Origin of the sequence: Paraburkholderia antibiotica, from assembly GCF_012927125.1 — a bacterium.
Lineage (GTDB): Bacteria > Pseudomonadota > Gammaproteobacteria > Burkholderiales > Burkholderiaceae > Paraburkholderia > Paraburkholderia antibiotica.
In genome coordinates, this window is the sequence record NZ_JABBFZ010000006.1 from 270,517 (window position 1) to 286,247 (window position 15,731).

Annotated in this window: 15 protein-coding genes; all 15 read right to left on the minus strand. The window is 65.3% G+C overall.

Annotated features, from left to right (window positions below; translation table 11 throughout):
• Positions 1-39 precede the first annotated feature (39 nt).
• Entirely contained in the window at positions 40-1,014 is a 975-nt protein-coding gene (locus HHL14_RS13820; protein WP_169498156.1) for a sulfonate ABC transporter substrate-binding protein, read from the minus strand.
• 86 nt (positions 1,015-1,100) lie between these two features.
• Positions 1,101-1,928 (minus strand): MetQ/NlpA family lipoprotein, encoded by an 828-nt coding sequence (locus HHL14_RS13825; protein WP_169498157.1) that lies wholly within the window; start codon positions 1,926-1,928, stop codon positions 1,101-1,103.
• Between the two features lie 170 nt (positions 1,929-2,098).
• Positions 2,099-2,431 carry a Rieske (2Fe-2S) protein gene (locus HHL14_RS13830; protein ID WP_169498158.1) on the minus strand — a complete coding sequence of 111 codons (333 nt, stop codon included), beginning with the start codon at positions 2,429-2,431 and terminating at the stop codon, positions 2,099-2,101.
• Positions 2,432-2,434: 3 nt separating this feature from the next.
• Positions 2,435-2,746 (minus strand): YciI family protein, encoded by a 312-nt coding sequence (locus tag HHL14_RS13835; RefSeq protein ID WP_169498159.1) that lies wholly within the window; start codon positions 2,744-2,746, stop codon positions 2,435-2,437.
• A gap of 2 nt (positions 2,747-2,748) precedes the next feature.
• A complete protein-coding gene (locus HHL14_RS13840) occupies positions 2,749-3,624 on the minus strand; it encodes an intradiol ring-cleavage dioxygenase (protein ID WP_169498160.1) in 876 nt (291 codons plus the stop codon).
• Positions 3,625-3,679: 55 nt separating this feature from the next.
• Positions 3,680-4,747, minus strand: a complete 1,068-nt coding sequence (locus HHL14_RS13845) for a maleylacetate reductase (protein WP_169498161.1) — start codon at positions 4,745-4,747, stop codon at positions 3,680-3,682.
• Between the two features lie 7 nt (positions 4,748-4,754).
• Positions 4,755-6,221, minus strand: coding sequence for an aldehyde dehydrogenase family protein (locus HHL14_RS13850; protein WP_169498162.1), 1,467 nt, complete (start codon positions 6,219-6,221; stop codon positions 4,755-4,757).
• A 46-nt stretch (positions 6,222-6,267) separates the two neighbouring features.
• Positions 6,268-7,287 carry a hydroxyquinol 1,2-dioxygenase gene (locus HHL14_RS13855; protein ID WP_169498163.1) on the minus strand — a complete coding sequence of 340 codons (1,020 nt, stop codon included), beginning with the start codon at positions 7,285-7,287 and terminating at the stop codon, positions 6,268-6,270.
• A gap of 58 nt (positions 7,288-7,345) precedes the next feature.
• Positions 7,346-7,840, minus strand: a complete 495-nt coding sequence (locus HHL14_RS13860) for a cupin domain-containing protein (protein WP_169498164.1) — start codon at positions 7,838-7,840, stop codon at positions 7,346-7,348.
• A gap of 196 nt (positions 7,841-8,036) precedes the next feature.
• A complete protein-coding gene (locus tag HHL14_RS13865; RefSeq protein ID WP_169498165.1) occupies positions 8,037-8,966 on the minus strand; it encodes a LysR family transcriptional regulator in 930 nt (309 codons plus the stop codon).
• A gap of 144 nt (positions 8,967-9,110) precedes the next feature.
• Positions 9,111-10,412: an MFS transporter gene (locus tag HHL14_RS13870; RefSeq protein WP_169498166.1), complete on the minus strand. Its 1,302-nt coding sequence runs from the start codon at positions 10,410-10,412 to the stop codon at positions 9,111-9,113.
• Between the two features lie 557 nt (positions 10,413-10,969).
• Positions 10,970-12,262: a TRAP transporter large permease gene (locus HHL14_RS13875; RefSeq protein ID WP_169498167.1), complete on the minus strand. Its 1,293-nt coding sequence runs from the start codon at positions 12,260-12,262 to the stop codon at positions 10,970-10,972.
• Positions 12,259-12,822 (minus strand): TRAP transporter small permease, encoded by a 564-nt coding sequence (locus HHL14_RS13880; protein ID WP_169498168.1) that lies wholly within the window; start codon positions 12,820-12,822, stop codon positions 12,259-12,261. Before HHL14_RS13880 ends, HHL14_RS13875 begins: the two co-directional genes overlap by 4 nt.
• Entirely contained in the window at positions 12,819-13,838 is a 1,020-nt protein-coding gene (gene dctP / locus HHL14_RS13885) for a TRAP transporter substrate-binding protein DctP (protein WP_169498169.1), read from the minus strand. Before dctP ends, HHL14_RS13880 begins: the two co-directional genes overlap by 4 nt.
• 271 nt (positions 13,839-14,109) lie before the next feature.
• Positions 14,110-15,693: an alkaline phosphatase family protein gene (locus tag HHL14_RS13890; RefSeq protein WP_169498170.1), complete on the minus strand. Its 1,584-nt coding sequence runs from the start codon at positions 15,691-15,693 to the stop codon at positions 14,110-14,112.
• Positions 15,694-15,731: the final 38 nt, after the last annotated feature.

Below are 15,731 nucleotides of genomic sequence, written 5' to 3' on the forward strand. Positions count from 1 at the left end.
TCGCGTCAGCCTTACACCACCTTGCCTCACCTCGCGCCGCTACGCGAGATTCGGCGGCGCAGCCTTCAGCACATCGATTGACTTCGGGATCAGGCCCAGTTCAAGGAACGTATCGGCGATCCGTTGCTGCTCGCCGAGAATCGCGTGCGTAATCGGCTGCGTGCCGAACTGCTGACGCCGCACCACCACGTCCACGACCGGCTTCGGCACGCCCCACAGTTGCGCCAGTTCGCTCGCGAGCTGATCGCGGTTCTGCTTGCCCCACTGATCGACCTTGTCGAGTTCCTCGATCAGGATCCGGATCACGTCGGGATTGTCCGCCGCGTAGCGCTGCGACGAAAAGTAAAACGCGCGATTGCCCACCACTCCGCTCGCATCGGCCAGCACGCGCGCGCCGAACGTCTTCTCGGCGGCGGCGAAAAAAGGATCCCAGATCACCCACGCGTCGATCGAGGCGCGCTCGAATGCCGCGCGTGCATCGGCCGGCGCGAGAAACACGAGCTTGACGTCGCTGTATTGCAGACCGTGTTGCTGCAGCAGCTTGACGAGAAAGTAATGGACGTTGCTGCCTTTGTTGAGCGCGATCCTTTTGCCCTTCAGGTCCGCGACCGAACGGATCGTCGATTGCGGGGGCACCAGCACCGCTTCGGACTGCGGCCGCGTCACCGTCGCCGCGACATACGCGAGCGGCGCGCCGGCGGCTTGCGCGAAAATCGGCGGTGCTTCACCGACGTCGCCGAAATCGATCGAGCCGACGTTCAGCGCTTCCAGTTGCACCGGCCCCGCCGCGAACTCGGTCCAGCTCACCGATACGTTGAGCGGCGCCAGCCGCTTTTCGAGCGTGCCGCGCCCCTTCAGCAGATTCAGATAGCCCTTCTGGTTGCCGATGCGCAGCGTGCGTGGGTTTCCCTGCGCGAAAACGGATGGCGCCGCGCCAGTAACCGATGCGGCGGCTGCGCCGAGCGAAAGTTTCAGGAAAGTGCGGCGATCGAGGAGCGATGTGTCGATGGACATGGCGAACGGTGCGGTGAGATGAGATAAAAGATGGTGGAGGTGGGCGCCAGCATCGCGCGCCGGCCCAACGCCCTATAAACGCCCCCTCAATGCTGAGGCGCACCATCCCATGCCGGCAGCGTGGCACCGTGATAAACAGTCAGAATCGACGAAGCGACATTGGCCTGCTGGTAGCTATCGACGATCGTCTTCACCCACGGCGCGCTCGCGTCTTTCGCATTGACCGCGATGAAGTTGCGATACGGATTGCCCGGCACCTGCTCCTGCGCGATGCGTTCCTGAGGAATCCTGATGCCGGCCTTGATCGCCCAGTCGGTATTGACGACGGCCGCGTCGAGGTCGCCGATCGCACGGCCGACGATGCCCGCGTCGAGCTCCTTGATCTGGACGTGCTTCGGATTGTCGGCGATGTCGCGCGCGGTCGGCAGCAGACCGACGTCGGGCCGCAGCTTGATGAGCCCGTTCGCCTGCAGCAGAAGCAGCGCGCGGCCCTCGTTGCTCGGATCGTTCGGCACGCCGATCGTCGCGTTCTGCGGCAACGCCGCCACCGATTTCACCTTGCGCGAGTAGAGGCCGATCGGCTGCACATAGGTGAAGCCGACCGGCACGATGTCGTAATGGCGCGCCGCGATCTGCGCATCCAGATACGGCTTGTGCTGGAACGAATTCGCGTCGAGGTCGTGCTGCGCGAGCGCTTCGTTGGGCTGCGTATAGTCGGAGAACGTGGTGATCTTGACGGTGATACCCTGTTTGGCCGCATTGGCGGCCACCGCGCGCCACACGTCTTCGTCCTCGCCGGACATGATGCCGACTCGCACGGTCTGTCCAGCCGCGAGTGCCGCTTGCGCACCGACGATGCCGCACGTAACGAGAACGGAAAACAGCGCGGCTCTAAGGGCTTGGGTCGTATTCATGTTTCGGGACACTATCGGAGTGAATGTCCCGAGATCGTAGAGAGCCGCTCGTTAGCGCACAAATAATATCGAACGCTATCGTTATCACGATTGAGCGCAAGCCGCGGTATCGCATCGCTGCCTTGGACTCATCGGAAAAGCACCGGAAAACAAACGACTCAGACACCGGCTCAGCGGACCAGCACCACCCGCCCCCCCTCCTCGATTCGCACCGGCACCGCGTCGAGCTTGGCCCCCTCGCACGGCCCATCGATGCAATGCCCGTCCTCGAAGCGGAACAACGCGCTGTGATGCGCGCACATCAGCACCTGCGAGCGGTAGCACAACACCTCGCCGGGTTCAAAATCGAGCGGCACCGAAAAATGCGGGCAGCGATTCGCGTACGCCCACACCTGTTCGCCGCGTCGTACGAGCACGACCGGCACGCCGACAGGCGCCGCATCGACGACGCGCGCGCCGCCGTCCGGCACATCGTCGACCAGGCAGAGCGGTGTGGCATCCATCGCTCAGACCCGCCGCTCGGGATTGCCGAGACTCCAGTCCCACGGCCGGATCTCGACGCAGTCGAATAGCCCCGCCTGCATGTACGGATCGTTGCTCATGAACTCCATCACGTCGTCGATCCGTTCCGCTTCGACGACCAGCAACGTGCCGTTCATCGCATCGCATTGCGGCGCGAGCGTCGGACCGCCGAGGCGCACGAACACGCCGCGATGCGTGTCGCTGCGCAACCACGTCCGATGCACCGGCCGTATCCGTTCGCGCACTTCGCGCATGCCGGGCTTGTCGGTGGCGAACACCGCGAAATAACGTCCCATCGTCAGGCGCTCCGGTCGAGTACGAAGTCGTAGCGCGCTTCGCGGAACGGGCCGTCGAAGCCGAAGCGGCGTGCCAGTTCGTGATCCGCCGGCCGCTCGCGATAGTCGACCAGCAACGACGGCTTCACGCCGAACACCGCATCCGAATCCAGATACGTGTCCTCGCGATCGAACACATGCGTGACGAGCGTGCGATGTCCGGGCGCGTCGATCATGAAGTGCAGATGCGCGGGCCGCCACGGATGCCGCCCGGTCGCGTTGAGCATGCGGCCGACCGGACCGTCAGTCGGAATCGGATAGCTGACCGGCACGATCGTCGAGATCGCGTAGCGGCCTTCGGCATCGGTGCGAAAACGCCCGCGCAGATTGCCGTGCGGCTGTTCCGTGTCCTGCCCGGAGTACATGCCATTCTCGGCGGTCTGCCAGACGTCGAGCACCGCGTCGGCGATCGGCTTGCCGTCGGTCGACAGCACGCGGCCATGCACCAGCGCCGGCGTGCCGGGGCTCAGCGCGATGTTCTCGCCGTACGCGCGCTCGGGCATGCCGCGAATGTAGAACGGGCCGAACACGGTGGTGTCGGTCGCGCCGGTCGCGAGGCGGTGATTGATCGCGTCGACCAGCATCGACACGCCGAGCGTGTCCGACAGCAGAATGAATTCCTGACGCACGAGGTCATCGCACATCTTGCCGGTGTCGGTCAGAAAGCGGATCGCCGACATCCATTCGGACTCGGTCGGCTCGACTTCGCGCACGAACGCGTGCATGTGCCGCACGAGCGCCTGCATCAGCGTGCGCAGGCGCTCGTCGGGCGTGTTCGCGAAGCTCGCGACGACCTGCTCGGTGAGCGCCCGTTCGGGGTCCTTGTTATTGATCGCCATGTCTTCCTCCATGATTGTTTTCGGCCGCGCGGCACGGCACGACGGCTCCCGCTCTTCAGGCAGGTTCCACGCCCTGCCACGCGCGTTGCAGCAGCGCGCGGATCGCATCGCGCTCCACCGGCCGAGGATTCGCATACGGATTCTTGCACGCGAGATCGGCCGCTTCGTCGAGCCCTTGCTCCGGCATGCCGATCTGCGCAAGCGCCGCCGGAATCCCGAGCTTACGGTTCAGTTCGAACAGCAGCGGACCCGCTTCGGCTGCCTGTCGGCCGCCGAGCGCGCGCGCGACGCGCGTGAGCGCATCGGCGGCGGCCGCATGGTTGTAGTGTGCCGTATGCGGCAGCATCGCCGCATGCGTCTGCGCGTGCGGCAGGTTGAACGTGCCGCCGAGCGTATGACACAGCTTGTGATGCAGCGCCATGCCGACCGCGCCGAGACAGGTGCCCGCGAGCCATGCGCCGTACAGCGCGCGGCTGCGCGCTTCAGTATCGTCGGGTGCGCGCACGATCGCCGGCAGCGCTTCACCAAGCGCGCGGATCGCTTCCTCCGCCATCAGACTGATCACCGGGTTCGCGTCTTCCGCGTAGAGCGCTTCGACCGCGTGCGCCATCGCGTTGATGCCCGACGCCGCCGAGATATTCGCCGGCAGCGACAGCGTTAGCGACGGATCGTAGATCACCGTGCGCGGCAGCACGCGCATATCGCGGCCGGTGCGCTTCAGACGCCCTTCGGTGAGGCCATAGATCGGCGTCATCTCCGAGCCCGCGTAAGTGGTCGGCACCGCGATGATCGGCAGCGACGATTCGAGCGCGATCGCCTTGCCGAGCCCGACCGTCGAACCGCCGCCGACCGCGACGCAGCAGTCGGCGTCGAGCGCGACGGCTTTCTCGCGCGCCGCCCGCGCGACTTCGACCGGCACATGCATCACCGCTTCGGCATGCACGCCGGCCGCGCGCGCGCCAAGCACGCGCGCGACTTCATCGGCCAACGGACGCTGTTCGGGCGTCGCGAGAATCAGCGCACGCCGCGCGCCGAGCCGCTCGACTTCCGCGGGCAATGCCGCGAGCCCGCCCCATTCGAACACCACGCGCGACGGCGTGCCCTGATAGACGAAGCGCTCCATACGAACCTCAACGCTTGAAATGCGGCGGCACCTGGCCGTCGACGTTGACCCACACCGAGCGCGCTTCCGTGTAGTCGTGCATCGCCTCGAAGCCCATCTCGCGACCGTAGCCCGACTGACCGACGCCGCCGAACGGGCTGCCCGGATTGACGCGCTTGTAGCAGTTGACCCAGCACATGCCCGCGTGAATCTGCGCGGCCATCTTGTGCGCGCGCGACAGATCGCGCGTCCACAAGCCGCTGCCGAGGCCGTACTCGGTGCCGTTGGCGATCGCGAGCGCTTCCTCGTCGCTACCAAAGCGCAGCACCGTGACGAACGGGCCGAACACTTCTTCCTGGGCGACGCGGTCTTTCGCGCTCGCCGCTTCGACGATGGTCGGGCGCACGTAGTAGCCGTTCGCGAGCGCGGCGTCCTGCGGCGCGCTGCCGCCCGTCAGCACGCGACCGCCCTGCTGGCGCGTGACGTCGACGAATTGCAGCACACGCTCCTGATGCTGCTTCGAGGTCAGCGGTCCCATTTCGGTATTCGGATCGAGCGGATTGCCGAGCCGGATCGACGAAGCGAGCGACACGAAGCGTTCGAGGAACTGATCGGCGATGCGCTCGTGCAGCACCAGCCGCGAGCCGGCGATGCACGCCTGCCCCTGGTTGTGGAAGATCGCCCACGCGGCGCCGTTGATCGCGGTGTCGAGATTGGCGTCGTCGAACACGATGTTCGCGCCCTTGCCACCGAGTTCGAGCTGCACGCGCTTCAGATTGCCCTGCGATGCTTCAACGATGCGCCGACCCGTCGCGGTCGAACCGGTGAACGCGATCTTGCCGACGCCCGGATGCTCGGCGAGCCGCTGCCCGGCCGTATGTCCATAGCCCGCGACGATATTGACGACGCCTGCCGGAAAACCCACTTCGGCCATCAGCTCGACAATGCGCAACGTAGAAAGCGGCGTAATCTCCGACGGCTTCAGCACGACCGTGTTGCCGGCCGCGAGCGCCGGGCCCATCTTCCAGCTCGTGAACATCAGCGGGAAATTCCACGGCACGATCTGGCCGACCACGCCGATCGGCGCGCGCTGCACGTAGTTCAGAAAGCCGGTTTCGACGGGAATCACCGAGCCTTGCAGCTTGTCGGCCATGCCGCCGAAGTAGCGGAAGCATGCGGCCGTGCGCGGCACGTCGAGGCCGCGCGAATCGCGGATCGGGTGACCGGTATCGAGCGATTCGAGTTGCGCGAGTTCTTCGGCGTTCGCTTCGATCGCGTCGGCGAGTTTCAGCAGCAGCCGGCCGCGTTCGGCGGCGGCCAGCGCGGCCCATTTCGGGAACGCGCGCGTGGCGGCGGCGACGGCGAGATCGACGTCGGCGGCGGTGGCCGCGGCGATCTTCGTGATCAGCGAGCCGTCGTGCGGATTGAGCACGTCGATCGTGCCGCCTTCGACGGCGTCCGTGAAGCGGCCGTCGATGAACAGTTGGGTTTGCATGAATGGTCCTCGATGAATGCGGAAGCGTTGCGGTTCAGCCGGGCAATCAGAAGTCGACCGGATACGGCTTGAGCTCGCCGCTTTCGTAACGCTTCGGCAGATTCGGCGTGGCGTTTTCCCACACCAGCAGCATCGAGCGCTTGGTCGAATAGCCCTGGTGACGGATGTCGGCCGGCATCGCGCAGATGTCGCCCGCGCGCATCGTGATGCGGGCGCGCGGCGCGCCGGTGTTCTTGTCGCCGATGTCCCAGACGATTTCGTCCGACAGTTGCAGGAACCACTCGACGCGATCGTTGCCATGAAAAACCGGCAGGATGTATTCCTCGGTGGTCGGGCAGAACAGGCTCTGACCGCACACCGACGTGACCGACGGATTCCACGTCACGTCCGAGCGCGACAGGTACTTGAACAGATTGAACGCGTGCAGCTGACCTTCGAAACCGGGCTCGACGTGCACTTCCGGTTCGTCCTGGACCACGTCGGCGAACGCGCGATTGACCGGCAGATCGTTGCGCAGCGGGGAATCGCCTTCGAGGCCGGGCATGCGGCGCGTCGCAATCCGCGAGCGCTCGATCGCCGCTTCGTTCTCGCCGTGCTTGCGGCCGAACGCGGTGCCGGTTTCCTCCGGCGCGGCGAACGGGTCGAAGCCTTCGTTGGTCCAGTCGTGCAGGATCGCCTTGAAGGTCGCCATGATGGTCGGCGTTTCGAAGGTCTCCGAATAATCAACGCCCGCCTCCTTCATGATGCCGTTGAACGAGCCCGCATACATGTCGACCTTGCCGTAGTGATTGCGCGTGCCGAACACGTGATCGAAGTTGACCCAGCCGTAGAAGAAGCCCCACGCGACGTCGCGCATCATCGCGCGCAGGAACGCGTCGGCGGGCACCGCGTGGGTGCGGGTCTGGCCTTTCGCGGGCCAGTGGATCTTGACGAAGTACTCGTCGCGCATGAATTCGAATGCGCCGAGCGTGAAGCGGCGATAGCCGGTCACCGCATCGGGTTCGCTCGCGCGGACGGTGTCGGCGGCAAAGCCTGCGGGATGGTCGAGAGTTTCGAGGGATGCCATGTCTTGTCTCCGGATTGGGTCAGATGTTCGTTCGAGTACGCGTATTCGGGTCCGCGTATCAGTGCAGGCAGATGTCGGCCCACTTCTGCACCGACAGTTCGCCGACCATCGTCTGCACCAGCGCGACGCCGGGTTTCTGTGCGGTGAAGCGATACGCGCAGCCGGCCGGCAGCAACGCCTGATGACCGCGGCGCAGCACCACGTGACCCATCGCGCGGCCGGCGGGTTGCGCGCCGCCGCTGACCGTGCCCATGCCGCTTTGCGGCGGCGTATCGAGCTTGATGAAATCGATGCGCACTTCGCCGTCCATCTGGATCGTGAATTCGTCGTGCGCGCAGGCGAACCACGGCGACTGCCCATCGGTGCGCAGCACCTCGATCACGTAGTCGAGGTTCTTGCCGACCACGACTTTCTCGTAGGGCGCCGCTTCGGCAGCGACTTCGAAGACGTTGGAAAACACGTAATGGCGTGCGTCGCCGCTGGTGATTTCGATCTCGCCCTTGCGGTAGCCGTCGAGCGAGCCAAACACGGTATGGAATTGCGCTTCGGTCATTGCTGTCTCCTGTCTGTCAGCGTTATCGCACCGCACTTGTTCGGCGCCTTTGCAACGACGTTGCGTCGGCGGTAAGCGGGTGGCGTTGGAATCAACTTTAGGAGCGCAACAGGATGGCAACAACCGGCGATCGGGCGATTACAGCATTCGCGCTTTGCAAATAATCCGCGCGCGAAAATCTGTTCGCCCGGCAGGGCTATGTCACCCAGCCGCGCTCGATAAGGGGCCGATCCCACGCGGGCTCGGAGCCCAGGTACTCGGCCAGAAACTCGACCAGCGCCCGGACCTTCAGCGCCTGTCGTTGGGTAGCGGGATACACGGCCGCGAAATTCAGCGTCGACAGCGTGTAGTCGGTCAGAATCGGCACCAGCGAACCGTCGAGCAGCGCGGCGCTCGCGACGAGTGTCGGCAGGCAAACCACGCCGCCGCCCGTCAACGCGTAGTCGCGCAGCAGATGCACGGAGTTCGAGCGGATCATGCCGGGCAGCTCCATTTCGACGACCTCGTCGCCGCGCGTCATGGTCCAGCGATTGCGCGACGGGTAACCGGAATACAGCGCCGTGGTGTGCTGCAGCAAATCGCGCGGATGCTGCGGTGCGCCATGCTCGTTCACGTAGGCGGGCGTCGCGCAGAAGAGGCGCCGCACCTTGAAAAGGCGTCGTTCGATCAGCGATTCGGCGATCGGCGGAAAGATCTGGAACGCGACGTCGAAGCCCTCTTCGATCGGATCGACCACCCGGTCGTTGACGATCACGTCGAGCTGGATGCCCGGATAGCGGCGGTTGAATTCCGCGAGCGGCGCGCCGAAGTGGCCGAGCGCGAAGCCCGGCAACATCTGGATGCGCAAGCGGCCGGTCGGCGTCGCGCGCAGCTCGCGCATCTGGTCGGTCAGCTCGTTGACGCGCCCGACCACCTCCGCGCACTCGCGATAGAACGCCTCGCCCACGTCCGAGAGCCGCACATGACGCGTGCTGCGATGAAACAGCGGCGCGTTGACGAACTTCTCCAACTGCTGGATGCGCGTCGTGATCACCGAACTCGTCACGCCCAACTGCCGCGCGGCCTCGGCGAAACTGCTCGTCTCCGCCACGCGTACAAATGCTTCGATACTCAGAAAACGGTCCATGCTGCGTCCTTGTCCACCCGCGTTGCCCGTCAGTGTATATGGGCTCGCGCGCGTGAACGCGCCGCGCCGTCGGCAACGGCGGCCTTGTAATGAGTTCGATGACCGACGTCATGGCGGGCGTTATTCGCTGACTTATTCGCTAACTTATTCGCTCGCCGGCAGATCGAGCGTGGGCGCGCCGCCGCGACGACGCAGCCGGGACGGCGCGGTTTCCTCGAGCAGCAGACTCACACCGATGCCGAGCAGGACCGCGCAGATCGGCAGCCACAAGATATTCTGGATTCCGAAGTGGGTCGCGACGAAGCCCGCGATCGCCGGCGCAATGCCGCCGCCGAAAATCTCGCCCGCACCGACGACGATGCCGATCGACGTCGAGATCATGCCGAGCGGCGCGGCCTCGGTCGCGACCGGTCCGGACAACAGCGACACAAGGCCGAGCGTGAAGAACGATGCGACGAACAGCACCACGAACAGCTGGACCGGCTGCGCGCCGAGTCCGCGAAACAGGTACAGCATCACCGCCGTGCCCGCAAAGCCGACGATGCTGGCCACGCGCCGCCCGACCAGATCCGACAGCCCCGGCAAGCCGAACTGGCCGATAAAGCCGCCAAAGCCGATCGCCGACACGACGACGCCCATGCGCTGCGTATCGAGCGACAGATACTCGGTCAGATACAGCGGCAGCATCGCGCCGAGCACGAACACGCCGGTCATTGCGCAGAACAGCGCGGCCATCGCGACCGGGATGTTGCGGCTTTTCAGCACGTCGCGCCAGTTGCCGCGTGGCGCGGTGGTGCCGTTGGCGGCGTGGGCGGTGTGCTGCGGCGCACCGTGCGGCGCGCTCGTCGATGCTGTGCCAGACGCGGCTTTCGGCTCGCGGATCACGAAGAACATCAGCACGCCGAGGATCAACCCCGGCACCGACACCAGCGCGAACACGCCGCGCCAGCTCATCACGCTCAGCAATTGCGTCGCGATGATCGGCGACAGCGCGAGGCCAAACAGCGCGAAGCCGCTTTGCTGCAGGCCGAGATTGAAGCCGCGGCGCTTCGGATGCGACGCGTCGGCGGTTGCGGCGAAGCTGGTCGGGCAGAACGAGCCTTCGGCGACGCCCATCAGCGCGCGCACCGCGAGCAGGCTCATCAGCCCACCGGCAACACCCGAGAACCCGGACAGCAGCGAAAACGCGATGATCGCCGGAATCAGCACCTTGCGGCGGCCGATCTTGTCGGAGATGCCGCCCATCAGCGCCGCGAAAATCCCCCACGACAGCCCGAGGATGCCGATGCAGTTACCGACGTCCTGCGCGTTCAGATTCAGGTCCTTCATGATGGACGGAAACAGCGGCGCGATCAGCCACCGGTCGAGGCCCACGAGCCCGAAGCCCAGGGCGAGCAGCAGGACGGCTTTCCATTCGTAGGTCACGTCCCAGTCGTTCGATTTCATCTGTGTCTCCATAGACCGGCCGCTGTTGCGCGGACGGCATTCGCTGGCGCGGCTCGCGCCGCCGGGTTCGTCGAATTCGATGCAGGTGCCGCGCCGCGCTTCGATGCAGTCCCGGGTCAGTCCCGACGCAACGTCGATGCGGTAGCGACGGGGCCAAGAGTGGCGCAAGCGCGGCGCATCAGGTACGGGACAAGCGACGAATGCGTCATTCGCGAATCGCAAATAATCGTGGGGGATGGCGCGGGAACGAGCGTGGTCAAGGCTCGGCGGCGAATGGAGCCGACCAGCCGGGGGCACACGCGGCCACCCCAGGACAAGCCCGGGTAGACGCGCGCGAAGCTCGCCGGCGGTCAGTCAGCGGCGCGTGCTGCGTGGCGCGTCCTAAAGCATCACGCAGTGCTTACTTCACCTTCTGCGTTGTCACCCGCTTCCGATCCATGCTCACCGCCGCACCAGCCGGATCATCCGTTTGCGCAGCAGGTTCCGTAACCGCTGCAACTGGCGCGGCCGCCACACCCAGCGCCCTCTGCCGCAGCATCGGCCCCAGCCGCCGCACGTCATCGCATCAATCCCACCAGCCCGAGCGCGATCCCCGGCACCAGAATCACCGCGACCAGCGCGACGACATTGGCGACGAGGAACGGAATCGTGCCGCGGAAAATCGTGCGGATCGACAGATCGGGCAGCATCGTCTTCACCATGAAGATGTTCATGCCGACCGGCGGATGGATCATGCCAATCTCCATCATCATCGCGACGTAGATGCCGAACCAGATCATGTTCGCGCCGAGCGGCTGCACGATCGCGGCGAACACGGGGATCGTCAGCAGCATCATCGCGAGTGCTTCCATCAGCGAGCCGAGCACGATGTAGATCAGCGTGATCACACCAATCACGCCGAGCAGCGGCAGATGCAGCGCGTGAATCCACGCGACCAGCGTCGCGGTCAGCCCGGAGAGCGTGATGAAGTTCGCGAAGATCATCCCGCCGAACGCGATCGCGAAGATCATCGCGGTCGTCTTGCCGGCCTCGACCAGCGATTCGAGCAGTAGCTTCGGCGTCAGCTTGCGGCGCAGCGTCGCGAACACGAGCGCGCCGCACGCGCCAATGCTCGACGCTTCGGTCGCCGTGAAGATGCCGCTATACAGACCGCCGACCACCAGGATGAACAGCGCGAGCACGCCCCAGATCTTGCCGAGCTTGCGAAACCGCGTCGGCCAGTCGACCCGCACGCCGCCGGGCCCCTTCGCCGGATCGCGCCGCACAGTCCACCAGATCGACAGCAGGAACAGCGTGCCGAGCAGCAAACCCGGTCCGATACCGGCGATGAACAGCTTGCCGATGTCCTGATCGGTCAGCACGCCGTAAATCAGCAGCGGAAAGCTCGGTGGAATCAGCGCGCCGAGCGTGCCGCCCGAACTCACGCAGCCGGCCGCGAGACTGTCCGCGTAGCGATGGCGGCGCATCGACGGCATCGCGACCTTGGTCATCGTCGCGGCGGTCGCGATCGAGCTGCCCGACATCGACGCGAAGCCCGCGCAGGCCAGCACCGTCGCGTGCGCGAGTCCGCCCTTCAAATGGCCGATCCACGCATTGGCCGCGTCGTACAGTTCCTCCGCGAGATCGGCCTTGTAGATGAAGGTGCCCATCAGGATGAACATCGGGAGTACTGACAGGTTCTCGTTGGCGGCGAGATCGGCGATCGTCATGCCGGCCATCGCGAGCGCCGGCTCCCAGCCGCGAATCAGCGCGAAGAAGCCGACGCCGATGCCGAGCATCGCGAAACCGAGCGGCACGCCGACGAACGCGAGCAGCAGAACGGCAAAAAAAGCGGTCAGGGCAAGCGTCATACGGCCTCCCGGCGCAGCAGCGCGGTCAGATGAACGAGCGTGAGCACGACCAGCACGAGCAGCGTCACGCCCGCCAGTGCACTCATGTAGTAGCTGAGCGGCGCGAGCGGCCATTCGAGCACGGTGGTGGTGAGACGATTGCGCGCCAGATCGGCGCCGTCGCTCGCGAGCTGCCACGTCATGATGCCGAGCGCGATCACGCTGACGAGCAGCACGAACAGCTGCTGCAACCAGCTGCCGACGCGGCCGAGCCGTCCCTGCAGCAGATTCACGGTGATGTGCTGCTGATCGAGCGTGACGAGCGGAAACGCCGAGAAGATCAGGATCGCCATCGCGAAACGCACGATTTCCGACGCGCCGCGAATCGGCGCGGCAAACCAGTAGCGCATGAAGACGTCGCAGAACGTGAGGCCCATGATCAGGCACAGCACCAACGCGACGATCGCGCCGAGCACGCGCCGCAGCCAGCGCGTCGCGCAGCCCTTGTCGAGCGCGACGCCGTGGCGCGTCGCCATCGTGTTCAGCGGATCGGACGGATTGGAGGAGTTGGACGGCATCATGGTTGTGCCTCCTGCTGGGCGACCGAACGGTAATACGCGAGCGCCGCCGGACCGTCGACGTGCAGACGCGCGGCATTCGCGAGCCATTGCTTGTCGAGCGGCTGCGCGAGCGTGCGCAGGCTGTCGACGAACGCGGGGCTCGGCTCGACCAGCTTCAGACCTTGCGCGACGGCCTGCTCACGGGCCTGCCGGTTGACCGTGTCGAGCGTGGCCATCCGACGCGCGAACGCCTCGCCCGACAGCGCCGTGATCGCATCGCGATCGGCCGGCGCAATCGACTCCCACACCTGGCGATTCACAAACAGCGAGAAGCTCGGCGCGGTGACGCCGCCCGGCACCGTTGTTTCGTAGCGTGCATAGCGCAGCACGTTAAAGCGCGCCGCGTCCATCTCCGGGATCCCGGCGAAACCGTCAACGGTACCGCCCGCCACCAGCTCGCTCATCTTCGCCGCGGGCGTGGCGACGACGCCCGCGCCGCCGCGATCCATCAGCGTCGACGCAACGCCGGGCAGCGCCCAGAACTTCACGCCATGAATCGAATCGAGCGACGTGACCGGCTGATGCAAACCGTAGAGTTCGCCGGCCGGAAACACCACGAGCGCGAGCAGATGCACGTCGCGATACTCGTCGGCCGTCTCGAAGTATTTGGTGTAAGTGCGCCACAGCGCGATCGACATTCCCTCCGCGGTCGACGACCCGAGCGGCAGATGCGCGAGCTGCACGAGGCGCGCCTTGTTCTGGATCAGCCCGTTGAAGATGTACGCGCCATCGACGATGCGCTTTCTGACCACGTCCCACTGCTGCTGCGGCGAGCCGATGCTGGTCGGCGGAAACACGACTTTCACGCGCCCCTGGGTGACGCGTTCGACGTCGGCCGCCCAGGGCTTCATGACGTCGACGTTGAAGATGTGCTGCGGCGGCAGGAAGGCGTTGATGACTAGCGTCGTCTGTGCTTGCACGACGGCCGGCAACGCCATCCACAGCGCCGCGAGGACGGCTGTGATAAGGCGATACATAAGTTGTCTCCTGTCGATCGGAGCGCGTGCGCTGACACGCGCTTCGATCTCAAGCTGTCTATTTGAAATATTTTTCTGGCCGGCGGGCTCGTACTACCGGGGCCGGCGCCCGGCGCGGCAGGCGCCACGCATTGCTGTTATTACCTGTTGCCCGCTGCCTGTTGCTACTGCTTGCTGCTACCCGGTGCTTGCGTTTGCCACCTGTTATTCACCGCTGCCTCCCTGATGCTGCCCATCACGAATCACGAAATCACAAATTACGAACTACGCATCACCAGTCGCCGAGCAGAATCCCGCCCTTCTCCGACACCTCGGTCCAACGCTCGACCATCCGCGCCGGCGCGGTCTGCCGCAACGTGCGATGGCGCAGCCAGTCGAACAGACATTCGTGCATGCGCGCGCGCACCGGCGCACGCGCGCTGTCGTTGCCGAGATCGACGAGTTCGTCGGGATCGTTCACGAGATCGAACAGTTGCGGACGGAAGCCGTCGTAGTACACGTATTTCCAGCGGCCGTCGAAGGCCATGAAGCAGCGGCAGCCGTCAAGTTCGCGGCCGAGCCGCGAACGCGTGCGCGAGCGGAACGAGTAGTCGAACTCGCTGAAGACCACTTCGCGCCACGGCGTGTTCGCGCCCGCGCCGTGCAGCAGCGGCTGCAACGAACGACCTTCGAGGATGTGCGTCGGCACCTCGGCGCCAACCGCATCGAGAAAGGTCGGCAGCAGATCGATCGCCTCGACGAGGTTGCGCTGCACCGTGCCGCGTGTCGCATCGGCCGCGGCGCGCGGATCGACGACGATCAGCGGCACGCGCGACGACGCATCGTGAAACAGCTCCTTTTCGCCGAGCCAGTGATCGCCGAGATAGTCGCCGTGATCGCTGGTGAAGACGATCATCGTGTCCTTGTCGCGGCCCGTCTCGCGCAGGAACGCGAACAGGCGACCGAGGTGATCGTCGACCTGCTTGACGAGTCCCATGTAGGTCGGCACGACGGTGCTGCGGACTTCGTCGCGCGAGAAGCTCAGACTTTCGTCGTGCTGCATGAACGCGTCGTACACCGGATGCGGGTTGTCGCGCTCGGCCTGCGAGCGTGCGGCGCGTTTGACGTCGTCCGGGCCGTACATGTCGTTGTACGGCGCCGGCACGATATACGGCCAGTGCGGCTTGATCAGACTCAAATGCAGGAACCACGGCGCGTCGCCCTGCTCGCGGATGAACGACATCGCGCGATCGATCATGTACGGCGTTTCGGAATCCTTTTCATCGATGTTCGCGGGCAGCGACGCGTGCCGCATCTTCCAGCCGCTGAGGATTTCGCCGTCCGGCCCCTGCGCCGAATTTGCGTAGTCATGCCAGGGATTGTCGCCGCCGTAGCCTTTGCCGCGCAGATAGTCGCAGTACGGCGTCTCGACGCGCGAGCCGAACAGGTTCGGATGAATGCCGTCGTCGCGATCGTACGGCTCGAAACCGCACTCTTCGAGCAGCACCGCGCGCTCCGAGCCCTTCACCATGCCGAGCCGCTGCATGCCGGACGTGTCCGCAACCATGTGGGTCTTGCCGGCAAGCGCGACGCGCATGCCGTGCGGACGCAGATAGTCGCCGATCGTCTGCTCGCCGACCGGCAGCGGCACGAAATTCCAGAACGCGCGATGGCTGTCGACGTAGCGGCCCGTGTAGTACGACATGCGCGACGGCCCGCACACGGGGCTTTGCACGTACGTGCGTTCGAAGCGCACGCCGCGCTTCGCGAGCGCGTCGATGTTCGGTGTCGCGAGCGTCGGGTGGCCGTAGCAGGACAGATAGTCCCAACGCAATTGATCGCACATCACGAACAGGATGTTGCGGACTGTCTCCATCGTTTGGATCTCCTTAGGTGAAGCTAAGGTAGATCAAC

Bases quoted from the DNA above. Each gene is read 5' to 3' on its own strand.
- HHL14_RS13820 (WP_169498156.1), bottom strand. From the start codon at position 1,014: ATGTCCATCGACACATCGCTCCTCGATCGCCGCACTTTCCTGAAACTT.
- HHL14_RS13825 (WP_169498157.1), bottom strand. From the start codon at position 1,928: ATGAATACGACCCAAGCCCTTAGAGCCGCGCTGTTTTCCGTTCTCGTT.
- HHL14_RS13830 (WP_169498158.1), bottom strand. From the start codon at position 2,431: ATGGATGCCACACCGCTCTGCCTGGTCGACGATGTGCCGGACGGCGGC.
- HHL14_RS13835 (WP_169498159.1), bottom strand. From the start codon at position 2,746: ATGGGACGTTATTTCGCGGTGTTCGCCACCGACAAGCCCGGCATGCGC.
- HHL14_RS13840 (WP_169498160.1), bottom strand. From the start codon at position 3,624: ATGGCGATCAATAACAAGGACCCCGAACGGGCGCTCACCGAGCAGGTC.
- HHL14_RS13845 (WP_169498161.1), bottom strand. From the start codon at position 4,747: ATGGAGCGCTTCGTCTATCAGGGCACGCCGTCGCGCGTGGTGTTCGAA.
- HHL14_RS13850 (WP_169498162.1), bottom strand. From the start codon at position 6,221: ATGCAAACCCAACTGTTCATCGACGGCCGCTTCACGGACGCCGTCGAA.
- HHL14_RS13855 (WP_169498163.1), bottom strand. From the start codon at position 7,287: ATGGCATCCCTCGAAACTCTCGACCATCCCGCAGGCTTTGCCGCCGAC.
- HHL14_RS13860 (WP_169498164.1), bottom strand. From the start codon at position 7,840: ATGACCGAAGCGCAATTCCATACCGTGTTTGGCTCGCTCGACGGCTAC.
- HHL14_RS13865 (WP_169498165.1), bottom strand. From the start codon at position 8,966: ATGGACCGTTTTCTGAGTATCGAAGCATTTGTACGCGTGGCGGAGACG.
- HHL14_RS13870 (WP_169498166.1), bottom strand. From the start codon at position 10,412: ATGAAATCGAACGACTGGGACGTGACCTACGAATGGAAAGCCGTCCTG.
- HHL14_RS13875 (WP_169498167.1), bottom strand. From the start codon at position 12,262: ATGACGCTTGCCCTGACCGCTTTTTTTGCCGTTCTGCTGCTCGCGTTC.
- HHL14_RS13880 (WP_169498168.1), bottom strand. From the start codon at position 12,822: ATGATGCCGTCCAACTCCTCCAATCCGTCCGATCCGCTGAACACGATG.
- dctP (WP_169498169.1), bottom strand. From the start codon at position 13,838: ATGTATCGCCTTATCACAGCCGTCCTCGCGGCGCTGTGGATGGCGTTG.
- HHL14_RS13890 (WP_169498170.1), bottom strand. From the start codon at position 15,693: ATGGAGACAGTCCGCAACATCCTGTTCGTGATGTGCGATCAATTGCGT.